17 protein-coding genes and 4 tRNA genes are annotated in these 20,174 nt (G+C 58.7%); 7 read left to right on the top strand and 14 right to left on the bottom strand.

The annotated features are described in order from the left end of the window. Positions 1-202: 202 nt before the first annotated feature. The 5 genes from PspR84_RS08980 to PspR84_RS08960 form a co-directional block, all read right to left on the bottom strand. The gene (locus tag PspR84_RS08980; protein WP_160056952.1) at positions 203-610 is read right to left on the bottom strand and encodes an SEL1-like repeat protein; all 408 of its coding nucleotides are present in this window, start codon (positions 608-610) and stop codon (positions 203-205) included. Next, positions 611-982, bottom strand: coding sequence for a hypothetical protein (locus tag PspR84_RS08975; RefSeq protein WP_003223109.1), 372 nt, complete (start codon positions 980-982; stop codon positions 611-613). Beyond that, entirely contained in the window at positions 979-1,320 is a 342-nt protein-coding gene (locus PspR84_RS08970) for a helix-turn-helix transcriptional regulator (protein ID WP_134175112.1), read from the bottom strand. The genes PspR84_RS08975 and PspR84_RS08970 overlap by 4 nt, the downstream gene beginning before the upstream one ends. Before the next feature lie 112 nt (positions 1,321-1,432). Beyond that, the gene (locus PspR84_RS08965) at positions 1,433-1,888 is read right to left on the bottom strand and encodes a YkvA family protein (protein ID WP_160056950.1); all 456 of its coding nucleotides are present in this window, start codon (positions 1,886-1,888) and stop codon (positions 1,433-1,435) included. A gap of 294 nt (positions 1,889-2,182) precedes the next feature. Then, positions 2,183-2,899: an FKBP-type peptidyl-prolyl cis-trans isomerase gene (locus PspR84_RS08960; protein WP_034156206.1), complete on the bottom strand. Its 717-nt coding sequence runs from the start codon at positions 2,897-2,899 to the stop codon at positions 2,183-2,185. Between the two features lie 269 nt (positions 2,900-3,168). On the opposite strand from PspR84_RS08960, the gene PspR84_RS08955 reads away from it, so the two are divergent. Next, entirely contained in the window at positions 3,169-4,977 is a 1,809-nt protein-coding gene (locus PspR84_RS08955; protein ID WP_160056948.1) for a di-heme-cytochrome C peroxidase, read from the top strand. Positions 4,978-5,003: 26 nt separating this feature from the next. Further along, positions 5,004-6,137, top strand: coding sequence for a catalase family protein (locus PspR84_RS08950; protein WP_174244497.1), 1,134 nt, complete (start codon positions 5,004-5,006; stop codon positions 6,135-6,137). Here the strand turns inward: PspR84_RS08950 and PspR84_RS08945 are convergent, their stop codons facing one another. From PspR84_RS08945 to PspR84_RS08925, 5 genes are all read right to left on the bottom strand, one after another. Then, on the bottom strand, positions 6,138-7,517 hold the full coding sequence (locus tag PspR84_RS08945; RefSeq protein WP_160056944.1) for a hypothetical protein: 1,380 nt from the start codon (positions 7,515-7,517) through the stop codon (positions 6,138-6,140). It abuts the gene before it with no gap. A gap of 203 nt (positions 7,518-7,720) precedes the next feature. After that, positions 7,721-7,797 (bottom strand) — tRNA-Asp (locus PspR84_RS08940). Between the two features lie 19 nt (positions 7,798-7,816). Then, a tRNA-Val gene (locus PspR84_RS08935) sits at positions 7,817-7,892 on the bottom strand. A 192-nt stretch (positions 7,893-8,084) separates the two neighbouring features. Then, positions 8,085-8,161 (bottom strand) — tRNA-Asp (locus PspR84_RS08930). Positions 8,162-8,180: 19 nt separating this feature from the next. Beyond that, a tRNA-Val gene (locus PspR84_RS08925) sits at positions 8,181-8,256 on the bottom strand. A 159-nt stretch (positions 8,257-8,415) separates the two neighbouring features. Between PspR84_RS08925 and rdgC the strand changes: the two genes are divergently transcribed. The 3 genes from rdgC (at position 8,416) to sugE (ending at position 10,884) form a co-directional block, all read left to right on the top strand. Continuing rightward, positions 8,416-9,336, top strand: coding sequence for a recombination-associated protein RdgC (rdgC, locus tag PspR84_RS08920; RefSeq protein WP_160056942.1), 921 nt, complete (start codon positions 8,416-8,418; stop codon positions 9,334-9,336). Between the two features lie 148 nt (positions 9,337-9,484). Then, positions 9,485-10,450: a bile acid:sodium symporter family protein gene (locus tag PspR84_RS08915; RefSeq protein ID WP_160056940.1), complete on the top strand. Its 966-nt coding sequence runs from the start codon at positions 9,485-9,487 to the stop codon at positions 10,448-10,450. 119 nt (positions 10,451-10,569) lie between these two features. Further along, on the top strand, positions 10,570-10,884 hold the full coding sequence (gene sugE / locus PspR84_RS08910) for a quaternary ammonium compound efflux SMR transporter SugE (RefSeq protein ID WP_003223093.1): 315 nt from the start codon (positions 10,570-10,572) through the stop codon (positions 10,882-10,884). Positions 10,885-10,981: 97 nt separating this feature from the next. Here the strand turns inward: sugE and PspR84_RS08905 are convergent, their stop codons facing one another. The 4 genes from PspR84_RS08905 to PspR84_RS08890 form a co-directional block, all read right to left on the bottom strand. After that, positions 10,982-12,856 carry an MFS transporter gene (locus PspR84_RS08905; RefSeq protein WP_160056938.1) on the bottom strand — a complete coding sequence of 625 codons (1,875 nt, stop codon included), beginning with the start codon at positions 12,854-12,856 and terminating at the stop codon, positions 10,982-10,984. A gap of 99 nt (positions 12,857-12,955) precedes the next feature. Continuing rightward, the gene (locus tag PspR84_RS08900) at positions 12,956-14,107 is read right to left on the bottom strand and encodes a TDT family transporter (protein ID WP_160060062.1); all 1,152 of its coding nucleotides are present in this window, start codon (positions 14,105-14,107) and stop codon (positions 12,956-12,958) included. 105 nt (positions 14,108-14,212) lie between these two features. After that, positions 14,213-14,524, bottom strand: a complete 312-nt coding sequence (locus PspR84_RS08895) for a cupin domain-containing protein (protein ID WP_160056936.1) — start codon at positions 14,522-14,524, stop codon at positions 14,213-14,215. Between the two features lie 51 nt (positions 14,525-14,575). Continuing rightward, the gene (locus PspR84_RS08890) at positions 14,576-15,763 is read right to left on the bottom strand and encodes an MFS transporter (protein WP_160056934.1); all 1,188 of its coding nucleotides are present in this window, start codon (positions 15,761-15,763) and stop codon (positions 14,576-14,578) included. Positions 15,764-15,854: 91 nt separating this feature from the next. Between PspR84_RS08890 and PspR84_RS08885 the strand changes: the two genes are divergently transcribed. Together PspR84_RS08885 and PspR84_RS08880 are read left to right on the top strand one after the other, a co-directional pair. Continuing rightward, positions 15,855-16,397 carry a TetR/AcrR family transcriptional regulator gene (locus PspR84_RS08885; RefSeq protein ID WP_160056932.1) on the top strand — a complete coding sequence of 181 codons (543 nt, stop codon included), beginning with the start codon at positions 15,855-15,857 and terminating at the stop codon, positions 16,395-16,397. Positions 16,398-16,656: 259 nt separating this feature from the next. Then, entirely contained in the window at positions 16,657-20,127 is a 3,471-nt protein-coding gene (locus PspR84_RS08880) for a PAS domain-containing hybrid sensor histidine kinase/response regulator (RefSeq protein ID WP_160056930.1), read from the top strand. The last annotated feature ends 47 nt before the right edge of the window (positions 20,128-20,174 follow it).

Genomic DNA, 20,174 nt, shown 5'->3' with positions numbered 1-20,174 from the left:
GGTCAAACATGAGCGTTCCCTCGCGCAAAAAATTAGGCGCGGGAACTGTGCGGGGGATCAATCAGGAAAGAAGTCAGGCAAGTAGGCGATGACTGTAGGACTTGTCTGTAAAAATCGCTCTTGGATAAACAAACGCGCAAAAAAGCAAACGCGGCGTGAGGAAAGCCTCACACCGCGTTTATTTGAGCAGACATAACTGGATTTACAGTGTTGAGTTGCGAGTACTCAGCTCTTTCAATTTGAGTTCAGCCAATGGGTGCCCGGCTTTGGCAGCTATGTTCCACCAGCGTGCGGCTTCGACCGGATCCGACGGTTTGCTCGTAGTCCCGGCCAGGCTGATCACGCCGACCTGATAAGCCGCTTTGCCATCACCCGCAAGTGCCGCCAACCGCAACAGGCGCACACCTTCTTCACGCGCGCCCAGGCCGACACCGCGAAAGGTCAGGATGTGCCCATAGAAGCTCTGCGCACCGACATCGCCAAGGTTGGCCATGCGCGCAAACTGACCTTCGAGCCAGCGCCAGCCGCGCGGTTGGCGAACAAACCATGACCAGTGAAACAGCCTGCGGGCCAGCCAGTAACTGGCCCGCGCCTTGAGTCGTAAAAACACTCAGGCCTCCGCCGATTCCGGGTACTCGTACTCAAAAACACGGACGACTTCCGAAGCATGCCAAGAGGCGGCGGCAACGCCATCGGACGGCCCGGAAAAGCGCCCCAGACGTTCAACACATTCAAAGAAACCGGTGCGTGGCAGGCGACTCGCGCCCTGGCTGATCACCAGCGAACTGCGCAAGGGTTGCTCGGCCTTCGCGTCTAGCGCGGCCAGATGCTCGAGTGCGGCGGTCAGGGTCTGCATCGCCGGTGTCGGTAGTTGCAACCGCTCCAGCAAGGCCCGATAAGTCAGCAGATGGCGCTGGCGGCGCGCCTGATCCAGTTCCCCGAGCAATCCGTCCCAATGTTGACGACTGATGCGTACGCTCACGATTCATCCCTCCACCCTGGCACCGTCAATTCCCAGGCCAGGCTGCGGCGAATCGCGGCGTCGGGCTGACGCTCGCCACTTTCGATCATGGCCAGATATGACGGGCTGATGCCTACCGTGCGGGCCAGCGCCTCAATGGCGATGCCCTTCCCTTCGCGCAAACTGCGTAGTTGATCCAGACCTGGAAGAATCGTGTCTGGTGAGGCCGCGAGTGGCGTGGCTGCCGGACGCGACGGTGTTTCATTGATGCCTGCTGCTTTTAGTAGAGCCTGATACTGAGCCCACGGCAGAACCGCGTATTCGGGTTCGCCATCGCGTGCAATTATCTGAATATCCATGACTACCCCGTAGGACAACAACACTTAGCGAGTCGGCACTTTTCCCTAGAAGTGTAATCCTAACAGCGGCCAAGGTCGCGGGGGGTATCTATCTACAGGAAGACTTAATGAATCAGGGCTTTTTCGGCCCCTGAAGTTGCAGTTGTTCAGGGGTATCGGGCAACCGTTCGACCACCGCGAGTTTTTCCGGTTGCTGGCGGTTGCGCCAGAGGCGGAAGGCATTGAGCTCATCGTCGAGGGTTTTCATCAGCCAGGCGAGGACGGCGATGTCGTCGAGCATACCGAACACGGGAATGAAATCCGGAATCGCATCCACCGGGCTGAGGAAGTACATCAACCCTGCAACCACCGAAATCAACGCTTTGCCACTGATGGCCCGATACTCGCCGCGCCAATAGGCCAGGCACAAAGCCTGGAGTAAACGTAAATCGTCCTTGAGTTTACCGAGGCGATTGCCCTGTGCAGCGCCTTTGCTGGCGACCGCAAACAATAAGGTCGGCAAGCGGCCGCGTGCCAGCAGGCGGCCAGCCAAGGGCAGGAATCGAGCGAAATTCCACGGAGCTTTCATCTATTCCTCCCGTTGAAATGTTATCCACACAAATTGTGGATAACCTTGTGAACAGAGCTGCATTTCAGCGCTGAAAGCCCCGTTTCATAAGGGCTGCGCTCAGATCGGGCGTTTTTTACTCACATAAAAAACCCCAATATTTCATTGACTTGGCTGCTCAGGGCGGCTAGCGATGACAGTCTCATTGGCTATGACTCTCCCGACCGCCATCGGTTCGCTCTGTTTACCCTTGCCAGACTCCAGATGCAACAACGCCCCGCATAAGCGAGGCGTTGTTGTTGAAGCCTTTGCCAGTTACTTGGCAGCAGCAGCTTCTTTGGCTGGATCCTTGATGGCCAGCAGTTCCAGGTCGAAGACCAGAACCGAGTTGGCCGGGATTGCCGGGCTTGGCGACTGAGCGCCGTAAGCCAGATCGCTAGGGATGTACAGTTTGTACTTCTCGCCAACGTGCATCAGTTGCAGACCTTCAACCCAACCCGGAATCACGCCGCTCACCGGCAGATCAATCGGGCTGCCGCGCTCGACGGAGCTGTCGAATACGGTGCCGTTGGTCAGCTTGCCGGTGTAGTGAACAGTCACTACGTCAGTCGGCTTAGGCTGTGGACCGTCGGCTTTCTTGACCACTTCGTACTGCAGGCCGGAAGCGGTGGTGGTTACACCCGCCTTCTTGCCGTTTTCTTCGAGGAACTTCTTGCCAGCCGCAGCCGACTCTTCGCTCATCTTGGCCATACGCTCTTCAGCACGCTTTTGCAGCGCGGCGAAGGCTTCGACCAGTTCTTCGTCTTTCAGCTTCTGTTCTTTCTTGCCGACGGCATCTTCGATGCCCTGGGCTACCGCTTTGGAGTCCAGATCATCCATGCCTTCCTGAGCCAGGCTCTTGCCCATGTTCAGGCCGATACCGTAGGAAGCTTTTTGCGCCGGGGTTTTCAGCTCTACGCTGGTCTGCGAATCACAACCCGCGAGGACCAGGCCAACCAGGGCAACCGCCGCCGCCAACCGATGCTGTTTCATGCTATTTCCTTGTTCATGCGCCGAAAGGGCAATCGAGTAAAGCCGCGAGCTTATCAGGCCGCCACGACCAATGGCTACCGGCATGAGAGCAGGAAACTTCCGATAAGTTCAGGGATTAAAACGCATTGAGGCGAAGCGACGATGAAGCTTCTGTCATCTTGTCCCGACAATCAGCGTCGTTTCTCCTTGCATCATCTGGCGTAATGGCCACTTGCCGCATTTGGCAGGCTCAGGCATAACAGCGGAACAATTTGACAAGGATGTTTATCTTGCGCCTTCTATTCCGTGTGCTGACCCTGATCGTCGTGCTGCTGGGACTCGTTCTCGCCGTGGTGCTGTATTACGTTGCCAACCCGAAATTGCCCTTCTACACCGCCGCCGAGCAGGTGCATTACCTCAATCAGTGGAGTGACGAAGAGCGGCAAACCTACTATTTCACGCCTCAGGGCACGCAGGTCAAAGGCCTGCGCTATGAGTGGTTCGAGGCGTTGGAACTGCCCTTCTCTGAGCGACGTTTCGCCTCACCCGATTACCTCGCGCGTTTCGGTTTTCTGATTGATCCGCAGCAGAAAGCCACGGCGAACAATCCGGGTAACCTCCCCGTCGGTTTTGCCCGGCACCAGAATCCCGGCAGCTCCGAGCAATATCTGGACATCACTTGCGCCGCTTGCCACACCGGCGAATTGCGCTTCAAAGGCCAGGCCGTACGGATCGACGGCGGTACCGCGCAACATGTGTTGCCTTCCAGTGTTCCTACTTTACGGGGCGGAAGTTTCGGACAGGCTTTGGTGGCAAGTCTGACCTCGACTTACTACAACCCATGGAAATTCGAACGCTTTGCCAGAACCGTGCTGGGCGACGAATACGACACGCGCCACGAGCAATTGCGCAAAGACTTCAAAACTTCACTGAACACATTCCTTAAAGTGGCCTGGAACGATACCCATCGCGGCCTCTATCCGACCGAAGAAGGTCCCGGCCGCGCCGACGCCTTTGGACGCATTGCCAATGCAACGTTTGGCGATGCGATTTCCCCCGCCAACTACCGCGTGGCCAATGCCCCGGTGGATTATCCGCAGCTCTGGGACATGTGGACATTCGATTGGGTGCAATGGAACGGCTCCGCACAGCAGCCGATGGCACGCAACATCGGCGAAGCGTTGGGCGTCGGCGCCACCCTGAATTTTTTTGATGGCAACGGCCAGCCACTGCAAGGCGAAGCCCGCTATGCCTCCAGCGTGCGCGTGCGTGATCTGCACAAAATCGAAGAAACCCTGCAAAAGCTCAAACCGCCCGTTTGGCCAGAGGAGCTGCTTGGTGCCATCGACAAATCACTGGCAGCCAAGGGGCGCACGCTGTTTGCCGAGAATTGCGCCGGTTGTCACGTACCGCGCCAGACGCAGGAAGGTGAACGCTGGGTGCAGCATTTGCACATGCTGCCGGTCGATGTCATCGGCACCGACCCGACCGCCGCCAACAATATCGCCAGCCACCGTTTCGATCTGACTGCCCTGCAATGGGACCTGAAGGAACTCGAAACCATGGACGTCAAACTGCATCCGACGCCCAGGGAACCTCTGGATCTGAGCCAGTTGTCAGTGGCCAAGGGGCTGGCTTACGTCACCGCTTTTGTCGAAGACCGCGCCTACCGCGAGGCCAACGTCACGCCGCAGGAGAAACCACAGCTGGACGGTTTCGGCCTGCCAATCGGTGTGCGCGAAAAAGTCGCCTACAAGGCCCGTCCGCTGGCCGGTATCTGGGCCACGGCGCCGTTTCTGCACAACGGTTCGGTGCCGAGCATTTATCAGTTGCTGTCGCCGCAGGATGAACGCGCCACAACCTTCCTCAAAGGCACCCTTGAATATGATCCGCGCCATCTGGGTTATCGCACCGAAGCGTTTACCAATGGCTTCCTGTTCGACACGCGCATCACAGGCAACCACAACAGCGGCCATGAGTTCCGTGCCGGCGAACGTGGTAACGGCGTGATTGGTCGGCTATTGCAGCCCGAAGAACGCTGGGCACTTCTTGAGTACCTGAAAGTCCTCGGCGGCCCACTGGAGGCGCAACTGCCATGATCTCGACCTTCAAGAAAGAGTTACCGCTGTTGGCCAGAATCTGGTTGTGGCTTGGACGTCTGCTTGGCAAAGCCCTGCTGATATTGGCCGCCATCGGCCTGCTCGGCTGGGCCATCGCCACGGCGTGGTTTGCCTGGCAACACCGTGGCCCGGTTTCAGCGCTGGAACAGACTCCACCCGGCGAAGCCGCGATGACTCAAAACGTGATTCAGACCGCCGTGCGCATCGTTGATCAGCACCGCGAAGGCACACGTTATCTGCGCGACGCACACGCCAAGGCTCATGGTTGCGTGAAGGCGCAGGTGCAGGTGTTGCCGGAACTGGCGCAGTCGCTGCGACAGGGCGTGTTCAGTGAACCCGGAAAAACCTGGCAGGCAATGATTCGTCTGTCCAACGGCAATGCCTACCCACAGTTCGACAGCATCCGCGACGCCAGAGGCATGGCAATCAAACTGCTGGATGTTTCGGGAAAACAGCTGCTCGGCAACCGCCAGGCACAGCCTGAGCAGGATTTCGTGATGTTCAGCCACCCGAACTTTTTCGTCAGCGATGTCGCCGAGTACCGTCAGAACGTGGCGGCGCAGGCTGACGGCAAGAAGGTCATGGCGTTTTTCCCCGGATGGGATCCGCGCACCTGGCAGATCCGCCATTTGTTTATCGCGCTGGCAACCTTGGCGCCGCCGCCGGATAGCCCGACGGCGACGACTTACTTTTCGGTTTCGCCTTACAAATTCGGTGAGTCGAATGCAAAGTTTCGTGTAGCACCCGATCCGGATAACTGCCCCGCCTATACATTGCCCAAACAAAATCACGACCTGCCGAACTTTCTGCGCAGCGCGTTGAATCAGCAACTGTCGACGGATCGTGTACCCGCCTGCTTCGTGCTGCAGATTCAGCGTCAGGATGCCCATCAATACATGCCGATCGAGGACACCAGCATCGAATGGCGCGAGCAGGATTCGCCCTTCGAAACCGTCGCGCGGATCACCCTGCCGCCGCAGGATTTCGACACCCCGGCGTTGAATCTGCAATGCGATAACCTGTCGTTCAACCCTTGGTTTGGCATTGAGGCGCATCGCCCGATCGGAGGGATCAACCGGTTGCGCAAGGCCGTGTACGAAGCGGTCAGCGACTATCGTCACCAGCGTAATAGTGAGTAATCATTGGGAAGTCTCTACGCCTGTAACATCGACAGTAGAGGCAGCCGTGATCTTGCCGAGATCCGGCCAGGTCTGACTCGCCAATAAAACGCTGAGGATGCCCGCGTCGGCAACCTTGTCGACAAACCCCTGCGGTGGCATGTCGCCGTCGATGATTTTTTGCTTGAGGCCTTGCTCAAGGTTCGCTTTCAGCTCCCGAACCTTGGGGATTATCGGTTTGGCGAATCGCAAGACGGCGCCATCGGGGGTGACCATAAAAATTCGCTGATTGGGTGCCGCAATCATATGATCCAGGCCGACTTTCAGATCCTCGGGCGTGAAAAAATTCCGGTACAAATCCATTCCCCTCGGAGGCTGTCGCTCGGCCGCCAATTGCGGCGTGGAGTGATAAATACCGTGCACCCGAAACCCTCTTGGGATCAGTGGGTTGCCGTGCTGATCCTTGGGAAATAAAGCTGCCCGATCAAAACTGGCGTAGGGAATGGAGACCGGGTCAGTGACCACCAGGAAATCGCTGGCGTTATGTTTAAGGATGAAGCCGACACGCGGACTCGCTGGCGGTGGGACGGATAACTTTTCGCGCAAGTAAAGTGCGACCTCCCCCGCATTTCGGCAGATCGGCCCGAAGATTGGCATCTGTGTAATCGGCGGCTTGGCTTCAAGGACATCCGACCGCCAGCTGGCTTTGAGCGGGCCTCGGCGCCGCCAGAGATCGCCCGTTACCACAACGCTCACTTGCCCGGCCGCCAAGACCAGCAAGATCCACAGGCTGCTGGGGATTGCCCCTCTGGCAAGCAAGCTTTCGAACAATTTTGGGCCACTTTGAGGCCGCCTCGACAGTCGGGGCGCCAATTCCTGTTCAAACGGCAGGTTCGTCGAGGCGTAGCACAGGAGTCCGCCATTGTAGGCGGACAGATAACACTTCGAATATTTACGATGACTGTTCATCACAGCTGACAAATCGGCAATCGTGAAGAACCGATTACGCTGAGCCCATTCACTGGTGGATTCGTCAACACCACGGGCTTGGGCCGGGCGGGCGTGAAAGCTCGCTTCGATAGTAAAACCGCTCGGGACAATCAACTCGCCCAAGCCACCCACAGTTACCACAAGGGTCGTGCGCAGAAGCGTCGTTACTTCGCTCCGAAGTTCGCCACTGACAGGATTGGCGTCAACACGTTGAGCACAAAAGAAGCGCCCCTCGGTATTTTTCAGAATGAACCCGTGAAGTTCTGCGCTGAGCGGCGTTTTCAACAGATTGTGCAAGCCAGTGGCTGCATCGTCGCTGGATAAAAATGCCGGATTACTTGCCATGAATGACAGCGCATCCGTGTCTTCGGCGGAAGAAGGAATATCGGTTAAGGCAGGAGTCGAAGGCATCTGATCGGTCTCTCGGCTGGCAACGGAATTGCTCCATGACCCAAATGATCATGAAGAACATTGCCCATTGTCCGAAAGCGACGTGTTCCACAGGCACTACATAGATATATGCAGTGAAAAATACTCAAACGCCAGACAGCAAAAAGCCCGCACTTGGCGGGCTTTCTGTGGAATCTGGCGTTCAGTGTTGCAGATTCCGAATATGGCGCAGCGGACGGGACTCGAACCCGCGACCCCCGGCGTGACAGGCCGGTATTCTAACCGACTGAACTACCGCTGCGCGAAACGCTTGAAACGAATGGTGGGTGATGACGGGATCGAACCGCCGACATTCTGCTTGTAAGGCAGACGCTCTCCCAGCTGAGCTAATCACCCTTCGCTTCGTTACGGGACGCATTATGCCACAAGTTTTCGTAATGTGTTGATTTAATTGAAGTTTTTTTTCAAATAAATCCGAAAACCAGTAAAGCGACACATCCCGCGGGTACAACCTTGGAGCAGAAAAAAACCCGCCTTGGCGGGTTTTTCCGTGGTGACCTGGCGTTCAGTGGTCCAGGTTACCGAATATGGCGCAGCGGACGGGACTCGAACCCGCGACCCCCGGCGTGACAGGCCGGTATTCTAACCGACTGAACTACCGCTGCGCTAAACACTTGAAACGAATGGTGGGTGATGACGGGATCGAACCGCCGACATTCTGCTTGTAAGGCAGACGCTCTCCCAGCTGAGCTAATCACCCTTCGCTTCGGTGTGGCGCGCATTCTACGGAGCGACCCAACCTCTGGCAAGCACTTTTTTAAATAATTTTCTCAGGCCTTCCAAAGGCTTAGAGAAGGGTTGGCCTATGAGACGGCGAAGACAATAATGCCCCCCTTTGTATAAAGGAGAGACTCACCCCATGTGGTTCAAAAACCTGCTTATCTATCGCCTGACCCAAGACCTGCCTGTCGATGCCGAGGCGCTGGAAACTGCACTGGCCACCAAACTGGCGCGTCCATGTGCAAGCCAGGAGTTGACCACCTACGGTTTCGTCGCGCCGTTCGGCAAAGGCGAAGATGCTCCATTGGTGCACGTCAGCGGTGACTTCCTGCTGATTTCCGCGCGTAAAGAAGAACGCATCCTGCCGGGCAGCGTCGTGCGCGACGCGGTCAAGGAGAAGGTCGAAGAGATCGAAGCCGAGCAGATGCGCAAGGTCTACAAGAAGGAGCGCGACCAGATCAAGGATGAAATCATTCAGGCCCTCCTGCCGCGCGCGTTTATCCGTCGCTCGTCGACCTTCGCCGCCATCGCGCCGAAACAGGGTCTGATTCTGGTCAACTCGGCCAGCCCGAAACGCGCCGAAGACCTGCTGTCGACCCTGCGCGAAGTGATCGGCACCCTGCCCGTCCGCCCGCTGACGGTAAAAATGGCTCCAACGGCCGTCATGACCGACTGGGTCACCACGCAGAAAGCGGCCGACGACTTCTATGTACTGGACGAGTGCGAACTGCGCGACACCCACGAAGACGGCGGTATCGTCCGTTGCAAGCGTCAGGATCTGACCAGCGAAGAAATCCAGCTGCACCTGAGCACTGGCAAAGTCGTGACTCAATTGTCGCTGGCCTGGCAGGACAAACTGTCGTTCCTGCTCGATGACAAGATGACCGTTAAACGTCTGAAGTTCGAAGATCTGTTGCAGGATCAGGCGGAGCAGGACGGTGGCGACGAGGCGCTGGGTCAACTGGATGCCAGCTTCACCCTGATGATGCTGACGTTTGGCGACTTCCTGCCGGCGTTGGTGGAAGCGTTGGGTGGGGAAGAGACTCCGCAGGGGATCTAACGCCTTGTGATGTCCAAACTGTAGGAGTGAGCCTGCTCGCGATGAGGGACTGACATTCAACTAATGTGTTGATTGAAAGACCGCTATCGCGAGCAGGCTCACTCCTACATTGGTTTTGTGGTGTTCATTTAATAATAAGGATCAGGCCATGCGCGCACTGGCTGCACTCAGCCGCTTTGTCGGCAATACCTTCGCTTACTGGGTTCTGATTTTCGCGGTGATTGCGTTCCTGCAACCGGCGTGGTTCCTCGGCCTGAAAAGCGCAATCGTACCGTTGCTCGGGCTGGTGATGTTCGGCATGGGCCTGACCCTCAAACTCGACGACTTCGCTGCTGTTGCCCGCCATCCGTGGCGTGTAGCGCTGGGCGTCGTTGCACATTTCGTGATCATGCCCGGCGTGGCGTGGTTGCTCTGCCAGGTGTTTCACCTGCCGCCGGAAATCGCCGTCGGGGTTATTCTCGTCGGTTGCTGCCCGAGCGGCACGTCGTCCAACGTCATGACCTGGCTGGCCCGTGGTGATCTGGCGTTGTCGGTGGCGATCGCCGCCGTCACCACCCTCCTCGCCCCGCTGCTGACCCCAGCGCTGATCTGGCTGCTGGCTTCGGCGTGGTTGCCGGTGTCGTTCATGGAGTTGTTCTGGTCGATCCTGCAAGTGGTGTTGCTGCCGATCATTCTTGGCGTGGTTGCCCAGCGCTTGCTTGGCGACAAAGTGCGTCACGCGGTGGATGTGTTGCCGCTGGTGTCGGTGGTCAGCATCGTCATTATCGTCACCGCCGTGGTGGCCGCCAGTCAGGCGAAAATCGCCGAATCCGGCCTGTTGATCATGGCCGTGGTCATGCTGCACAACAGCTTCGGTTATCTGCTGGGCTACTTCACCGGGCGCCTGTTCAAGTTGCCGCTGGCCCAGCGCAAATCCTTGGCGCTGGAAGTGGGCATGCAGAATTCGGGGTTGGGCGCAGCATTGGCCAGCGCACATTTCTCGCCGTTGGCGGCGGTGCCGAGCGCGCTGTTCAGCGTCTGGCACAATATTTCCGGAGCACTGCTGTCGACGTACTTCCGGCGCATGAGTGAAAAGGAAGATCGCGAGACACTGGCGCAACAAGCGGCCGACTGAGGCGCAAACTTGATCCCCGGGTTAATGCTGGTCAAACTAGCGCGCAACGCGGGGACGACCCTGCGGCTCGATCGAGTCATTAATCTGGGGACGACCCCGTCAATCGATGGGGGTCTTGCATGTCCTGGATCATTCTGTTTTTCGCCGGCCTGTTCGAAGTCGGCTGGGCCGTCGGCCTGAAATACACCGACGGTTTCACCCGCCCGCTGCCCACCGTTCTGACCGTTGCGGCCATGGCCATCAGCCTTGGCCTGCTTGGCCTTGCGATGAAGGAATTGCCGCTGGGCACGGCCTATGCGATCTGGACCGGTGTCGGTGCCGTGGGCACGGTGATTGCCGGAATCATTCTGTTCGGCGAGTCGATGGCGTTGATTCGTCTGGCCAGTGTGGCGTTGATCATTACCGGATTGATTGGCCTTAAGGTCAGCGCTTAGGCATCTACCGCAATCGCGAGCAGGCTCACTCCTACAGGGAAACGCATTTCAAATGTAGGAGTGAGCCTGCTCGCGATAACGCCAACACAATCAGCGACTATCTGACTGCCCCGCGCAATTCCCCCACCAACCCCTGCAACTTCGCCGGCTCAGCCACATCAATGCCCACTGGCGCTCCCGCCACCAACGTCACCCGCGACCACAACCGCCGAAACACACCTTTATTCGGATCGCGACTGAAGAAACTCCCCCACAACCCCTGCAACGCCAACGGAATCACCGGCACTGGCGTCTCCTCGAGAATCCGTGTCAGCCCGCCCCGGAATTCGTTCATCTCGCCGTCGGCGGTCAACTTGCCTTCCGGGAAGATGCACACCAGCTCGCCATCCTTCAGATATTGAGCAATCCGGGTGAAAGCCTTTTCGTAAATCTGGATGTCTTCATTACGTCCGGCAATCGGAATTGTCCCCGCCGTGCGGAAGATAAAGTTCAGCACCGGCAAGTTGTAGATCTTGTAGTACATGACAAAGCGAATCGGCCGACGCACTGCACCACCAATCAGTAAGGCATCGACAAACGACACGTGGTTGCACACCAGCAGCGCCGCACCCTCGTCCGGTATCGCCTCAAGGTTGCGGTGCTCGACACGGTACATGGAATGGCTGAGCAGCCAGATCATGAAACGCATGCTGAACTCGGGGACGATTTTGAAGATGTAAGCGTTGACGCCGATGTTCAGCAGCGACACCACGAGGAACAACTGCGGGATCGACAGCTTGGCCACGCTCAGCAGCACGATCGAGACGATGGCCGAGACCACCATAAACAATGCGTTGAGAATGTTGTTGGCGGCAATCACCCGGGCCCGCTCGTTTTCAGCGGTACGTGACTGGATCAAGGCATACAGCGGCACGATGTAGAAACCACCAAAGATGCCGAGGCCAAGGATATCGATCAACACTGCCCAGGTGTGCACAAAGCCCAGCACTTCAATCCAGCTGTGGCCGGTGACACTGTCGGGGATTCCACCGGAGTGCCACCACAGCAGCAGACCGAACACGGTCAGACCGAATGAGCCGAACGGCACCAGACCGATCTCGACCTTGCGCCCGGACAGCTTCTCGCAAAGCATCGAACCCAGCGCGATACCAACCGAGAACACGGTGAGAATCAGGGTGACCACGGTCTCATCGCCGTGCATCCATTCCTTGGCATAGGCCGGAATCTGCGTCAGGTAAATCGCCCCGACAAACCAGAACCACGAGTTGCCGACTATCGAACGCGATACCGCCGGAGTCTGGCCCAGACCGAGTTTCAACGTGACCCACGACTGGCTGAAGATATTCCAGTTCAGGCGCATTTCCGGGGAGGATGCCGCCGCGCGCGGAATGCTGCGACTGGCCAGATAGCCCAGCACGGCAATCCCGACGATGGCGCAGGACACCAGCGGCGCGTAGTGCGAGGAAGACATGATGACCCCGGCGCCAATCGTCCCGGCGAGAATCGCCAGAAACGTGCCCATCTCCACCAGGCCGTTGCCGCCAACCAGTTCATCCTCACGCAGCGCCTGCGGCAGAATCGAGTATTTCACCGGCCCGAACAGCGCCGAATGGGTGCCCATGGCGAACAGCGCCACCAGCATCAGCGACAGGTGATCGAAGAGGAAACCGACCGATCCTACGGCCATGATCGCGATTTCCGCGAGTTTGATCAGACGGATCAGCGCGTCCTTGGCAAACTTTTCTCCAAATTGCCCGGCCAGCGCCGAGAACAGGAAGAACGGCAGAATAAACAGCAACGCACACAGGTTGACCCAGATTGAACGGTCACCCTCGATGGTCAGCCGATAGAGAATGGCGAGGATCAGTGACTGCTTGAACACGTTATCGTTGAACGCGCCGAGCGACTGCGTGATGAAGAACGGCAAGAAGCGCCGGGTGCGCAGCAGGTTGAACTGTGAGGGGTGACTCATCTTCCGTGTTTCCCTGATGTTTAAGGTAGAGAGGCCTGGGTACTGCTTATTGGATTCTCGAACCGCGATCCAGGCCACACCTTACCTAAACTTTTCAGGTTATTTCTTCAAACCTGCGATGCATGGCGAGACAAACAGCTCGCCACGCCAAGCGCCTTGCACCGTGCGTTTACCGACGATCAGCCACATCAGCGCCAGCAACATCACCAACAGCGTGCCGACAACGCTGAAAAACGTCAGGTTCAGAGTACTCGCCAGTTTCAGAGTTGCCAGCGAATACACACCCAATGGGAAGGTGAATCCCCACCAGCCGAGGTTGAACGGGATGCCATCACGCAAGTAACGCACGGTGATCAGCAGTGCCATCAGCATCCACCACAGACCAAAGCCCCACAGCGTAATCCCTGCAATAAGCCCAAGACCCGAGGCGATTTCACCGATGCCTGGCAGACCATTCGCCGCGAAGATCGCAGGCGCATCTCCACCGAGCAGCAACATGCCCAGCGCGCCGGTGCCGATCGGGCCGAGGGCCAGCCAGCTCGAAGCGGCCATGTTTTCGTGGGGCAGTTTATGCAGGGCCATGCGCAACAGCAGGATCGTCAGAATGCTGAACGCTACCGGCAGGGAAAAGGCCCAGAGCACGTAGCTCGTCGTCAGCACAACCAGTTGCGAGTGGGCATCGCTGAGATGCGGTGCGAGCAAAGCACCACTGGCCGCCGCTACTTCGGCGGCGACTACCGGTAACAGCCAAACGGCGGTCATCTGGTCGATGCTGTGTTCCTGGCGGGTAAACATCATGTACGGAATCAACACGCCGCAAGCCAGCGACATAGTCACATCCATCCACCACAGCACTTCGGCGAGATGAATCACACCGTCGCCCCAACGTGGCAGGCCGAACAGCAGAAAACCGTTGATGATCGTCGCCAGGCCCATCGGAATCGTGCCGAAGAACATCGATACCGTGGAGTGGCCGAAAATCCGCCGCGCTTCATCAAAGAACAAGATCCAGCGCACAGCGTACGCAGCGGTAAACAGGCTGAACAACAGAATGTTGAACAACCACAAACCTTCCGCGATAGCGTGCAGACCTGGAATGGCCAACGGCAGTTGCGCCAGCGCCAACGCCAGCACACCCGTGCCCATGGTCGCGGCGAACCAGTTCGGAGTGAACTGGCGAATCACTTCACGCGGATGCTGAAGCTGGCTGAACGGCTTGATGCCGGGTTTGGCGCTGTTGGGGCAAATCATCATGAACTCCTCTCCTCTGGTGAGGTTGAGTCCATGGTAGAACCGAATCGAATATCTATATAACGGGTAATATCTCTAACTGTTATCTGTTTTACCAATAAGAAGTCAGACGCTGCCTTCGCTCTCAATTACCAGAATCCGCGCTGCGCCCTGCGGATGCGCGACGTGCTCGGTGCCGACGCTCGCATAGAAGATGTCGCCGACATCCAGCTGCACCTGTTTTTCTTGGCCCTGCTCGCGGTAATGCATCAGCACTTGGCCATCGAGCACCACAAACACTTCCTCGCCATCGTTGACGTGCCATTTGTACGGTTGATCCGTCCAGTGCAGGCGCGTGGTGATGCCGTTCATGTTGGCGATGTCCAGTGCGCCCCAGGCGCGCTCGGCGGTGAAGGTTTTGCTGCGGATAATCTTCATGAGTCGATCCGTGAGAAGAAGGCTGGCCAAGGCTAACCGAAACCGCAGTGATTATGGAGCGCGGCACACTTTGGCTGGCGCGGAACGCAGGCTGAGCAACAACGCGCCGACGGCCAGCACGATCAACACCGCACCGTAACCATCGGTGGTCGCCAGCAGACCGTAACTGCGCGACAAGTGCCCGGCGAGCAACGCCGGCAGGCAGAACGCCAGATAACTGAGCACGTAATACGCGGCCATCAACCCCGCGCGCTCATGGGCCAAGGCCAGCGGCACCAGGCTGCGAACGGCACCGAGAAAACCCGAGCCAAAGCCGCAACCGGCCACCAGCGTGCCGAGGAAAAACAACGCCAAGCTGGCGCTGTGCACACCCAGCAGAATCAACACCAGGCCGATCGGCAACAGGCTCGCGCCCAACTGCAAGGCCCTTGTCGCGGGACGATTGCGCAGCGTGAAAATCATCAATGCTCCGGTCACCGTCAAGGCTGCCACGGTTGCGCCGCCGATCAGATTGGAGGTCGAACCGGTGGCGGTGCGCACCAGCGATGGCGCCAGAGATGCATAGAAACCGCCTAGCGCCCAGGTTGCAGTGTTCAGCGGCAACACTCGCCACAACGTTGAACGTGCCTGCACCGGCACATGCAAAGTCGGCCGCAACGATGCCCACGCTCCGGCTTGCGGCGTAACGCTTTCCGGCAGACGCCAAACGTATAACGCCTGCAATACAAACAGTGCCAGCAGCAGCCAGTAAGTCAGTTGCAACGGCGCGGGGGCAAACTCGGCCAGCAACCCGCAGCCCATGCCACCCAGCGCCATGCCCAGCAACGGCGCGACACTGTTGATCAGCGGTCCTTGCTGGCGATCGGTGTCCAGCAACGTGGCACTTAAAACGGCGGTGGCCATGCCAGTAGCGAAGCCTTGCAGTACGCGTGCTGCGATCAACCCACTGACGCTGTCAGCATAAATGAACAGCAGCATCGCCAACGCGTTGAGCAGCACCGAAGTGAAGATCACCGGTTTGCGTCCGAGGTGATCCGAGAGCGAACCGACAGTCAGTAGCGCCGCCAGCAGACTCAGGGCGTAGACCCCGAAAATCAGGGTCAGCACCGTTGCCGAGAAATGCAGTTGGTCCTGATACAAGTGATACAACGGCGTCGGCGCAGTGGAAGCGGCGAGAAAACTGAGTAAGGTGATCGCCAGAAACCACAGATTCGAACGATGTGAAACAGCGCTATTCATGTGCACACTCCGCAAAAGCTAATTTTTTGCTTTTGCGGAGTGTGCTACCGCTCAACGCTTAAAGCAAATTCTTTGTGTTAAGGTCTGCCGCATGGCTATTAAAGAAGGTTTACGCCCCGGCGGCCGCAGTGCCCGGGTGCAAGATGCAATTCATTCGGCAGTCCGTGCGCTCCTGCAAGAACAGGAGCGCTCGACCGTGACCGTCCCGCAGATCGCCGCGCGTGCAGGCGTTACACCGTCGACGATTTACCGGCGCTGGGGTGATCTGTCGGCATTGTTGGCCGACGTCGCCCTCGCCCGCATGCGCCCCGACAGCGAGCCGGCGCAGACCGGCAGTTTGCGCAGTGATATTCGTGCGTGGGCTGAGCAGTATCTCGATGAGATGAGTTCGGAGCCTGGGCGCAACATGATGCGCGACGTGCAGGCGAGCGCTACGCCGGGGTACTGCGTGACGATCATTGGCGCGCAGTTGCAGACGATCATCGAGCGGCATCCGGATGAAGTGGCTCCGAGTGTTGATCGGCTGATCAATCTGGTGGTGGCGCCGGTGGTGTTCCGGATTCTGTTTTCGGCGGCGCCGCTGGAGGTGGATGAACTGCATCGGCTGATAGATATTGCGCTGAACCAGCACTGACGCCGATCCCCACGTAGGAGCTGCGGCACGCTGCGATCTTTTGATCTTGATTGCAAAGATCAAAAGATCGCAGCCTCGTTTCACTCGACAGCTCCTACAGGGTTTTGTGCTTGGCAGCGCAACGGCGGAAACCACCCGATTCCCCACCTGCGACACCCCGCCACGCCACGACCTTGGTCGACACTGACTAACCGCCCCGCGCATGCGAGACTGTCCGCCCGGGCAGGAGTGCCGGGGAGTCTTCTGTCGGGAGTGTTGCATGTCGCTGTCCACCGGGCTGATCGCCGCCGTCGCCCTGGCCTATATGGCCATAATGTTCGCCATCGCCTTCTACGGCGACCGTCGCAGCGCGCCGTTGCCGCCGCGCATGCGTGCCTGGGTGTACAGCCTGTCATTGGCAGTTTATTGCACCAGCTGGACGTTCTTCGGCGCAGTCGGTCAGGCGGCCGAACAACTGTGGTCATTCCTGCCGATTTACCTTGGGCCGATCCTGCTGCTGGTCGGCGCGCCGTGGGTCCTGCAGAAAATGGTGATGATCAGCAAACAGGAGAACATCACCTCCATCGCTGACTTCATCGCTGCACGCTACGGCAAATCGCAATCGCTGGCGGTGGTCGTGGCGCTGATCTGTCTGGTCGGCGTCCTGCCATATATTGCCCTGCAGCTCAAAGGCATCGTTCTCGGCGTGAATCTGTTGATCGGTGCCGGTGCCGACGCCATGGGCACCCGCGCCCAGGACACCGCGCTGATCGTGTCGCTGGTGCTGGCGCTGTTCACCATTGTCTTCGGCACGCGCAACCTCGATGCCACCGAACACCACCGGGGCATGGTGTTGGCGATTGCCTTCGAATCGCTGGTCAAGCTGTTCGCCTTCCTCGCCGTCGGCGCCTTCGTCACTTACGGCTTGTACGACGGTTTTGACGACTTGTTCAATCAGGCCATGCTCGCCCCGCGCCTTGAGGAATACTGGAAGGAAACCATTAACTGGCCGTCGATGGTGGTGCAGACCGGCGTGGCGATGATGGCGATTATCTGCCTGCCTCGGCAGTTCCACGTCACGGTGGTGGAGAACATCGACCCGCAGGATCTGCGTCTGGCCAAATGGGTGTTTCCCGCCTATCTCGCACTGGCCGCGCTGTTTGTCGTACCGATCGCGCTGGCCGGCCAGATGATGCTGCCCAGCGACGTACTGCCCGACTCCTTCGTGATCAGCCTGCCCTTGGCGCAGGCGCATCCGGCGCTGGCGATGCTGGCGTTTATCGGTGGCGCATCAGCGGCAACCGGCATGGTGATTGTCGCCAGCGTGGCGTTGTCGACCATGGTCTCCAACGACATGCTGTTGCCGTGGTTGCTGCGCAGAAATAACGCCGAGCGCCCATTCGAAGTATTCCGTCAGTGGATGCTCTCGGTGCGCCGCGTGAGCATCGTGGTGATTCTGTTGCTGGCGTACGTCAGCTATCGCTTGCTCGGCTCGACCGCGAGCCTGGCGACCATCGGCCAGATCGCCTTCGCTGCGGTGACCCAACTGGCACCAGCGATGCTCGGCGCGCTGTACTGGAAACAGGCCAACCGCCGCGGTGTTTTCGCCGGTTTGGCCGCGGGTACATTCCTCTGGTTCTACACGTTGATCCTGCCGATTGCCGCGCACAGCCTGGGCTGGTCGCTAAGCAGTTTTCCGGGGCTGGCGTGGCTGCACAGCAATCCACTGAACCTGCCAATTACCCCGCTGACCCAAGGTGTGGTGCTGTCGCTGGCCGGCAACTTCACTTTGTTTGCCTGGGTCTCGGTGCTGTCGCGTACTCGCGTCTCGGAGCACTGGCAGGCCGGGCGCTTCATCGGTCAAGAGATCAGCGCGCGGCCGAGTGCACGCTCGATGCTGGCGGTGCAGATCGACGACTTACTGCAATTGGCCGCGCGCTTTGTCGGTGAGGAACGCGCGCGTCAGAGCTTCATTCGCTTCGCCTATCGCCAAGGCAAGGGCTTCAATCCGAACCAGAATGCCGACGGCGAATGGATCGCCCACACCGAGCGCTTGCTGGCCGGTGTGCTTGGCGCTTCTTCGACGCGCGCCGTGGTAAAAGCCGCCATCGAAGGTCGGGAAATGCAACTGGAGGATGTAGTCCGCATCGCCGACGAAGCCTCCGAGGTACTGCAGTTCAACCGCGCCTTGCTGCAAGGGGCGATCGAGAACATTACCCAAGGCATCAGCGTGGTCGACCAGTCGCTGAAACTGGTGGCCTGGAACCGGCGTTATCTGGAACTGTTCAACTACCCCGACGGTTTGATCAGTGTCGGCCGACCGATCGCCGACATTATTCGCTACAACGCCGAGCGCGGTTTGTGCGGCCCCGGCGAAGCAGAAGTCCACGTTGCCCGCCGTTTGCACTGGATGCGTCAGGGCCGCGCGCATACGTCTGAGCGGCTATTCCCCAACGGCCGAGTGATCGAGTTGATCGGCAATCCGATGCCGGGCGGCGGCTTCGTCATGAGTTTCACCGACATCACCGCGTTCCGCGAAGCCGAGCAGGCACTGACCGAAGCTAACGAAGGGCTGGAGCAACGCGTCAGCGAACGCACCCAGGAACTGTCGCAACTCAACGTCGCGCTGACTGACGCCAAGGGCACTGCTGAGGCGGCCAACCAGTCGAAAACCCGCTTCCTTGCGGCGGTCAGCCATGACTTGATGCAGCCGCTGAACGCGGCGCGGCTGTTCTCCGCCGCCCTCTCCCATCAAGACGATGGTTTGAGCAGTGAGGCGCAGAAACTGGTGCAGCACCTCGACAGTTCGTTGCGCTCGGCCGAGGACTTGATCAGCGATCTGCTGGACATTTCCCGCCTGGAAAACGGCAAGATCAACCCGGATCGCAAGCCGTTCGCCGTCAATGAACTGTTCGACATTCTCGGTGCCGAGTTCAAGGCCCTGGCCCAGGAACAAGGACTGATTTTCCGTGTGCGCGGCAGTCATTTGCGCATCGACAGCGACATCAAATTACTGCGACGGATTCTGCAGAACTTCCTCACTAACGCATTTCGCTACGCCAAAGGCCCGGTGTTACTGGGTGTGCGCCGGCGTGGCGGCGAACTGTGCCTGGAAGTGTGGGATCGCGGGCCGGGAATTCCGGAAGATAAACAACAGGTGATTTTCGAAGAATTCAAACGCCTCGACAGCCATCAGACCCGTGCCGAAAAAGGCCTCGGGCTGGGGTTGGCGATTGCCGATGGTTTGTGCCGTGTACTCGGGCATACCTTGCGTGTGCGTTCGTGGCCGGGGCGCGGCAGTGTGTTCAGCGTCAGCGTGCCGCTGGCTCGCTCACAAGCGGTGCCGGCGAGCGCCGCCGTTGAATTGAATGGCAAATTGCTGAGCGGCGCGCAGGTGCTGTGTGTCGACAATGAAGACAGCATTCTGATCGGCATGAACAGCCTGTTGAGCCGCTGGGGTTGTCAGGTGTGGACGGCGCGCAACCGTGAGGAATGTGCGGCGCTGCTGAGTGACGGCGTGCGACCGCAACTGGCGTTGGTCGACTATCACCTTGACCACGGCGATACCGGCACCGAGTTGATGGCATGGTTGCGCACCCGCCTGGGCGAGCCGGTGCCAGGCGTGGTGATCAGTGCTGACGGGCGACCGGAGATGGTTGCGCAGGTGCATGCGGCGGGGTTGGATTATCTGCCGAAACCGGTGAAACCGGCGGCGTTGCGGGCGTTGTTGAGTCGGTATTTGCCGCTATAGAAGCAAAAGATCGCAGCCTCCGGCAGCTCCTACATTGGTATGGCGTA

This window comes from Pseudomonas sp. R84, assembly GCF_009834515.1.
GTDB lineage: Bacteria > Pseudomonadota > Gammaproteobacteria > Pseudomonadales > Pseudomonadaceae > Aquipseudomonas.
This window is presented reverse-complemented; position numbering and strand designations above follow the sequence as displayed.

What these genes read in the sequence shown, in the direction of transcription:
- PspR84_RS08970 (WP_134175112.1), bottom strand. Translation starts at nt 1,320, where the DNA reads ATGGATATTCAGATAATTGCACGCGATGGCGAACCCGAATACGCGGTT.
- PspR84_RS08965 (WP_160056950.1), bottom strand. Translation starts at nt 1,888, where the DNA reads ATGAAAGCTCCGTGGAATTTCGCTCGATTCCTGCCCTTGGCTGGCCGC.
- PspR84_RS08960 (WP_034156206.1), bottom strand. Translation starts at nt 2,899, where the DNA reads ATGAAACAGCATCGGTTGGCGGCGGCGGTTGCCCTGGTTGGCCTGGTC.
- PspR84_RS08945 (WP_160056944.1), bottom strand. Translation starts at nt 7,517, where the DNA reads ATGCCTTCGACTCCTGCCTTAACCGATATTCCTTCTTCCGCCGAAGAC.
- rdgC (WP_160056942.1), top strand. Translation starts at nt 8,416, where the DNA reads ATGTGGTTCAAAAACCTGCTTATCTATCGCCTGACCCAAGACCTGCCT.
- PspR84_RS08915 (WP_160056940.1), top strand. Translation starts at nt 9,485, where the DNA reads ATGCGCGCACTGGCTGCACTCAGCCGCTTTGTCGGCAATACCTTCGCT.
- sugE (WP_003223093.1), top strand. Translation starts at nt 10,570, where the DNA reads ATGTCCTGGATCATTCTGTTTTTCGCCGGCCTGTTCGAAGTCGGCTGG.
- PspR84_RS08905 (WP_160056938.1), bottom strand. Translation starts at nt 12,856, where the DNA reads ATGAGTCACCCCTCACAGTTCAACCTGCTGCGCACCCGGCGCTTCTTG.
- PspR84_RS08900 (WP_160060062.1), bottom strand. Translation starts at nt 14,107, where the DNA reads ATGATTTGCCCCAACAGCGCCAAACCCGGCATCAAGCCGTTCAGCCAG.
- PspR84_RS08895 (WP_160056936.1), bottom strand. Translation starts at nt 14,524, where the DNA reads ATGAAGATTATCCGCAGCAAAACCTTCACCGCCGAGCGCGCCTGGGGC.
- PspR84_RS08890 (WP_160056934.1), bottom strand. Translation starts at nt 15,763, where the DNA reads ATGAATAGCGCTGTTTCACATCGTTCGAATCTGTGGTTTCTGGCGATC.
- PspR84_RS08885 (WP_160056932.1), top strand. Translation starts at nt 15,855, where the DNA reads ATGGCTATTAAAGAAGGTTTACGCCCCGGCGGCCGCAGTGCCCGGGTG.
- PspR84_RS08880 (WP_160056930.1), top strand. Translation starts at nt 16,657, where the DNA reads ATGTCGCTGTCCACCGGGCTGATCGCCGCCGTCGCCCTGGCCTATATG.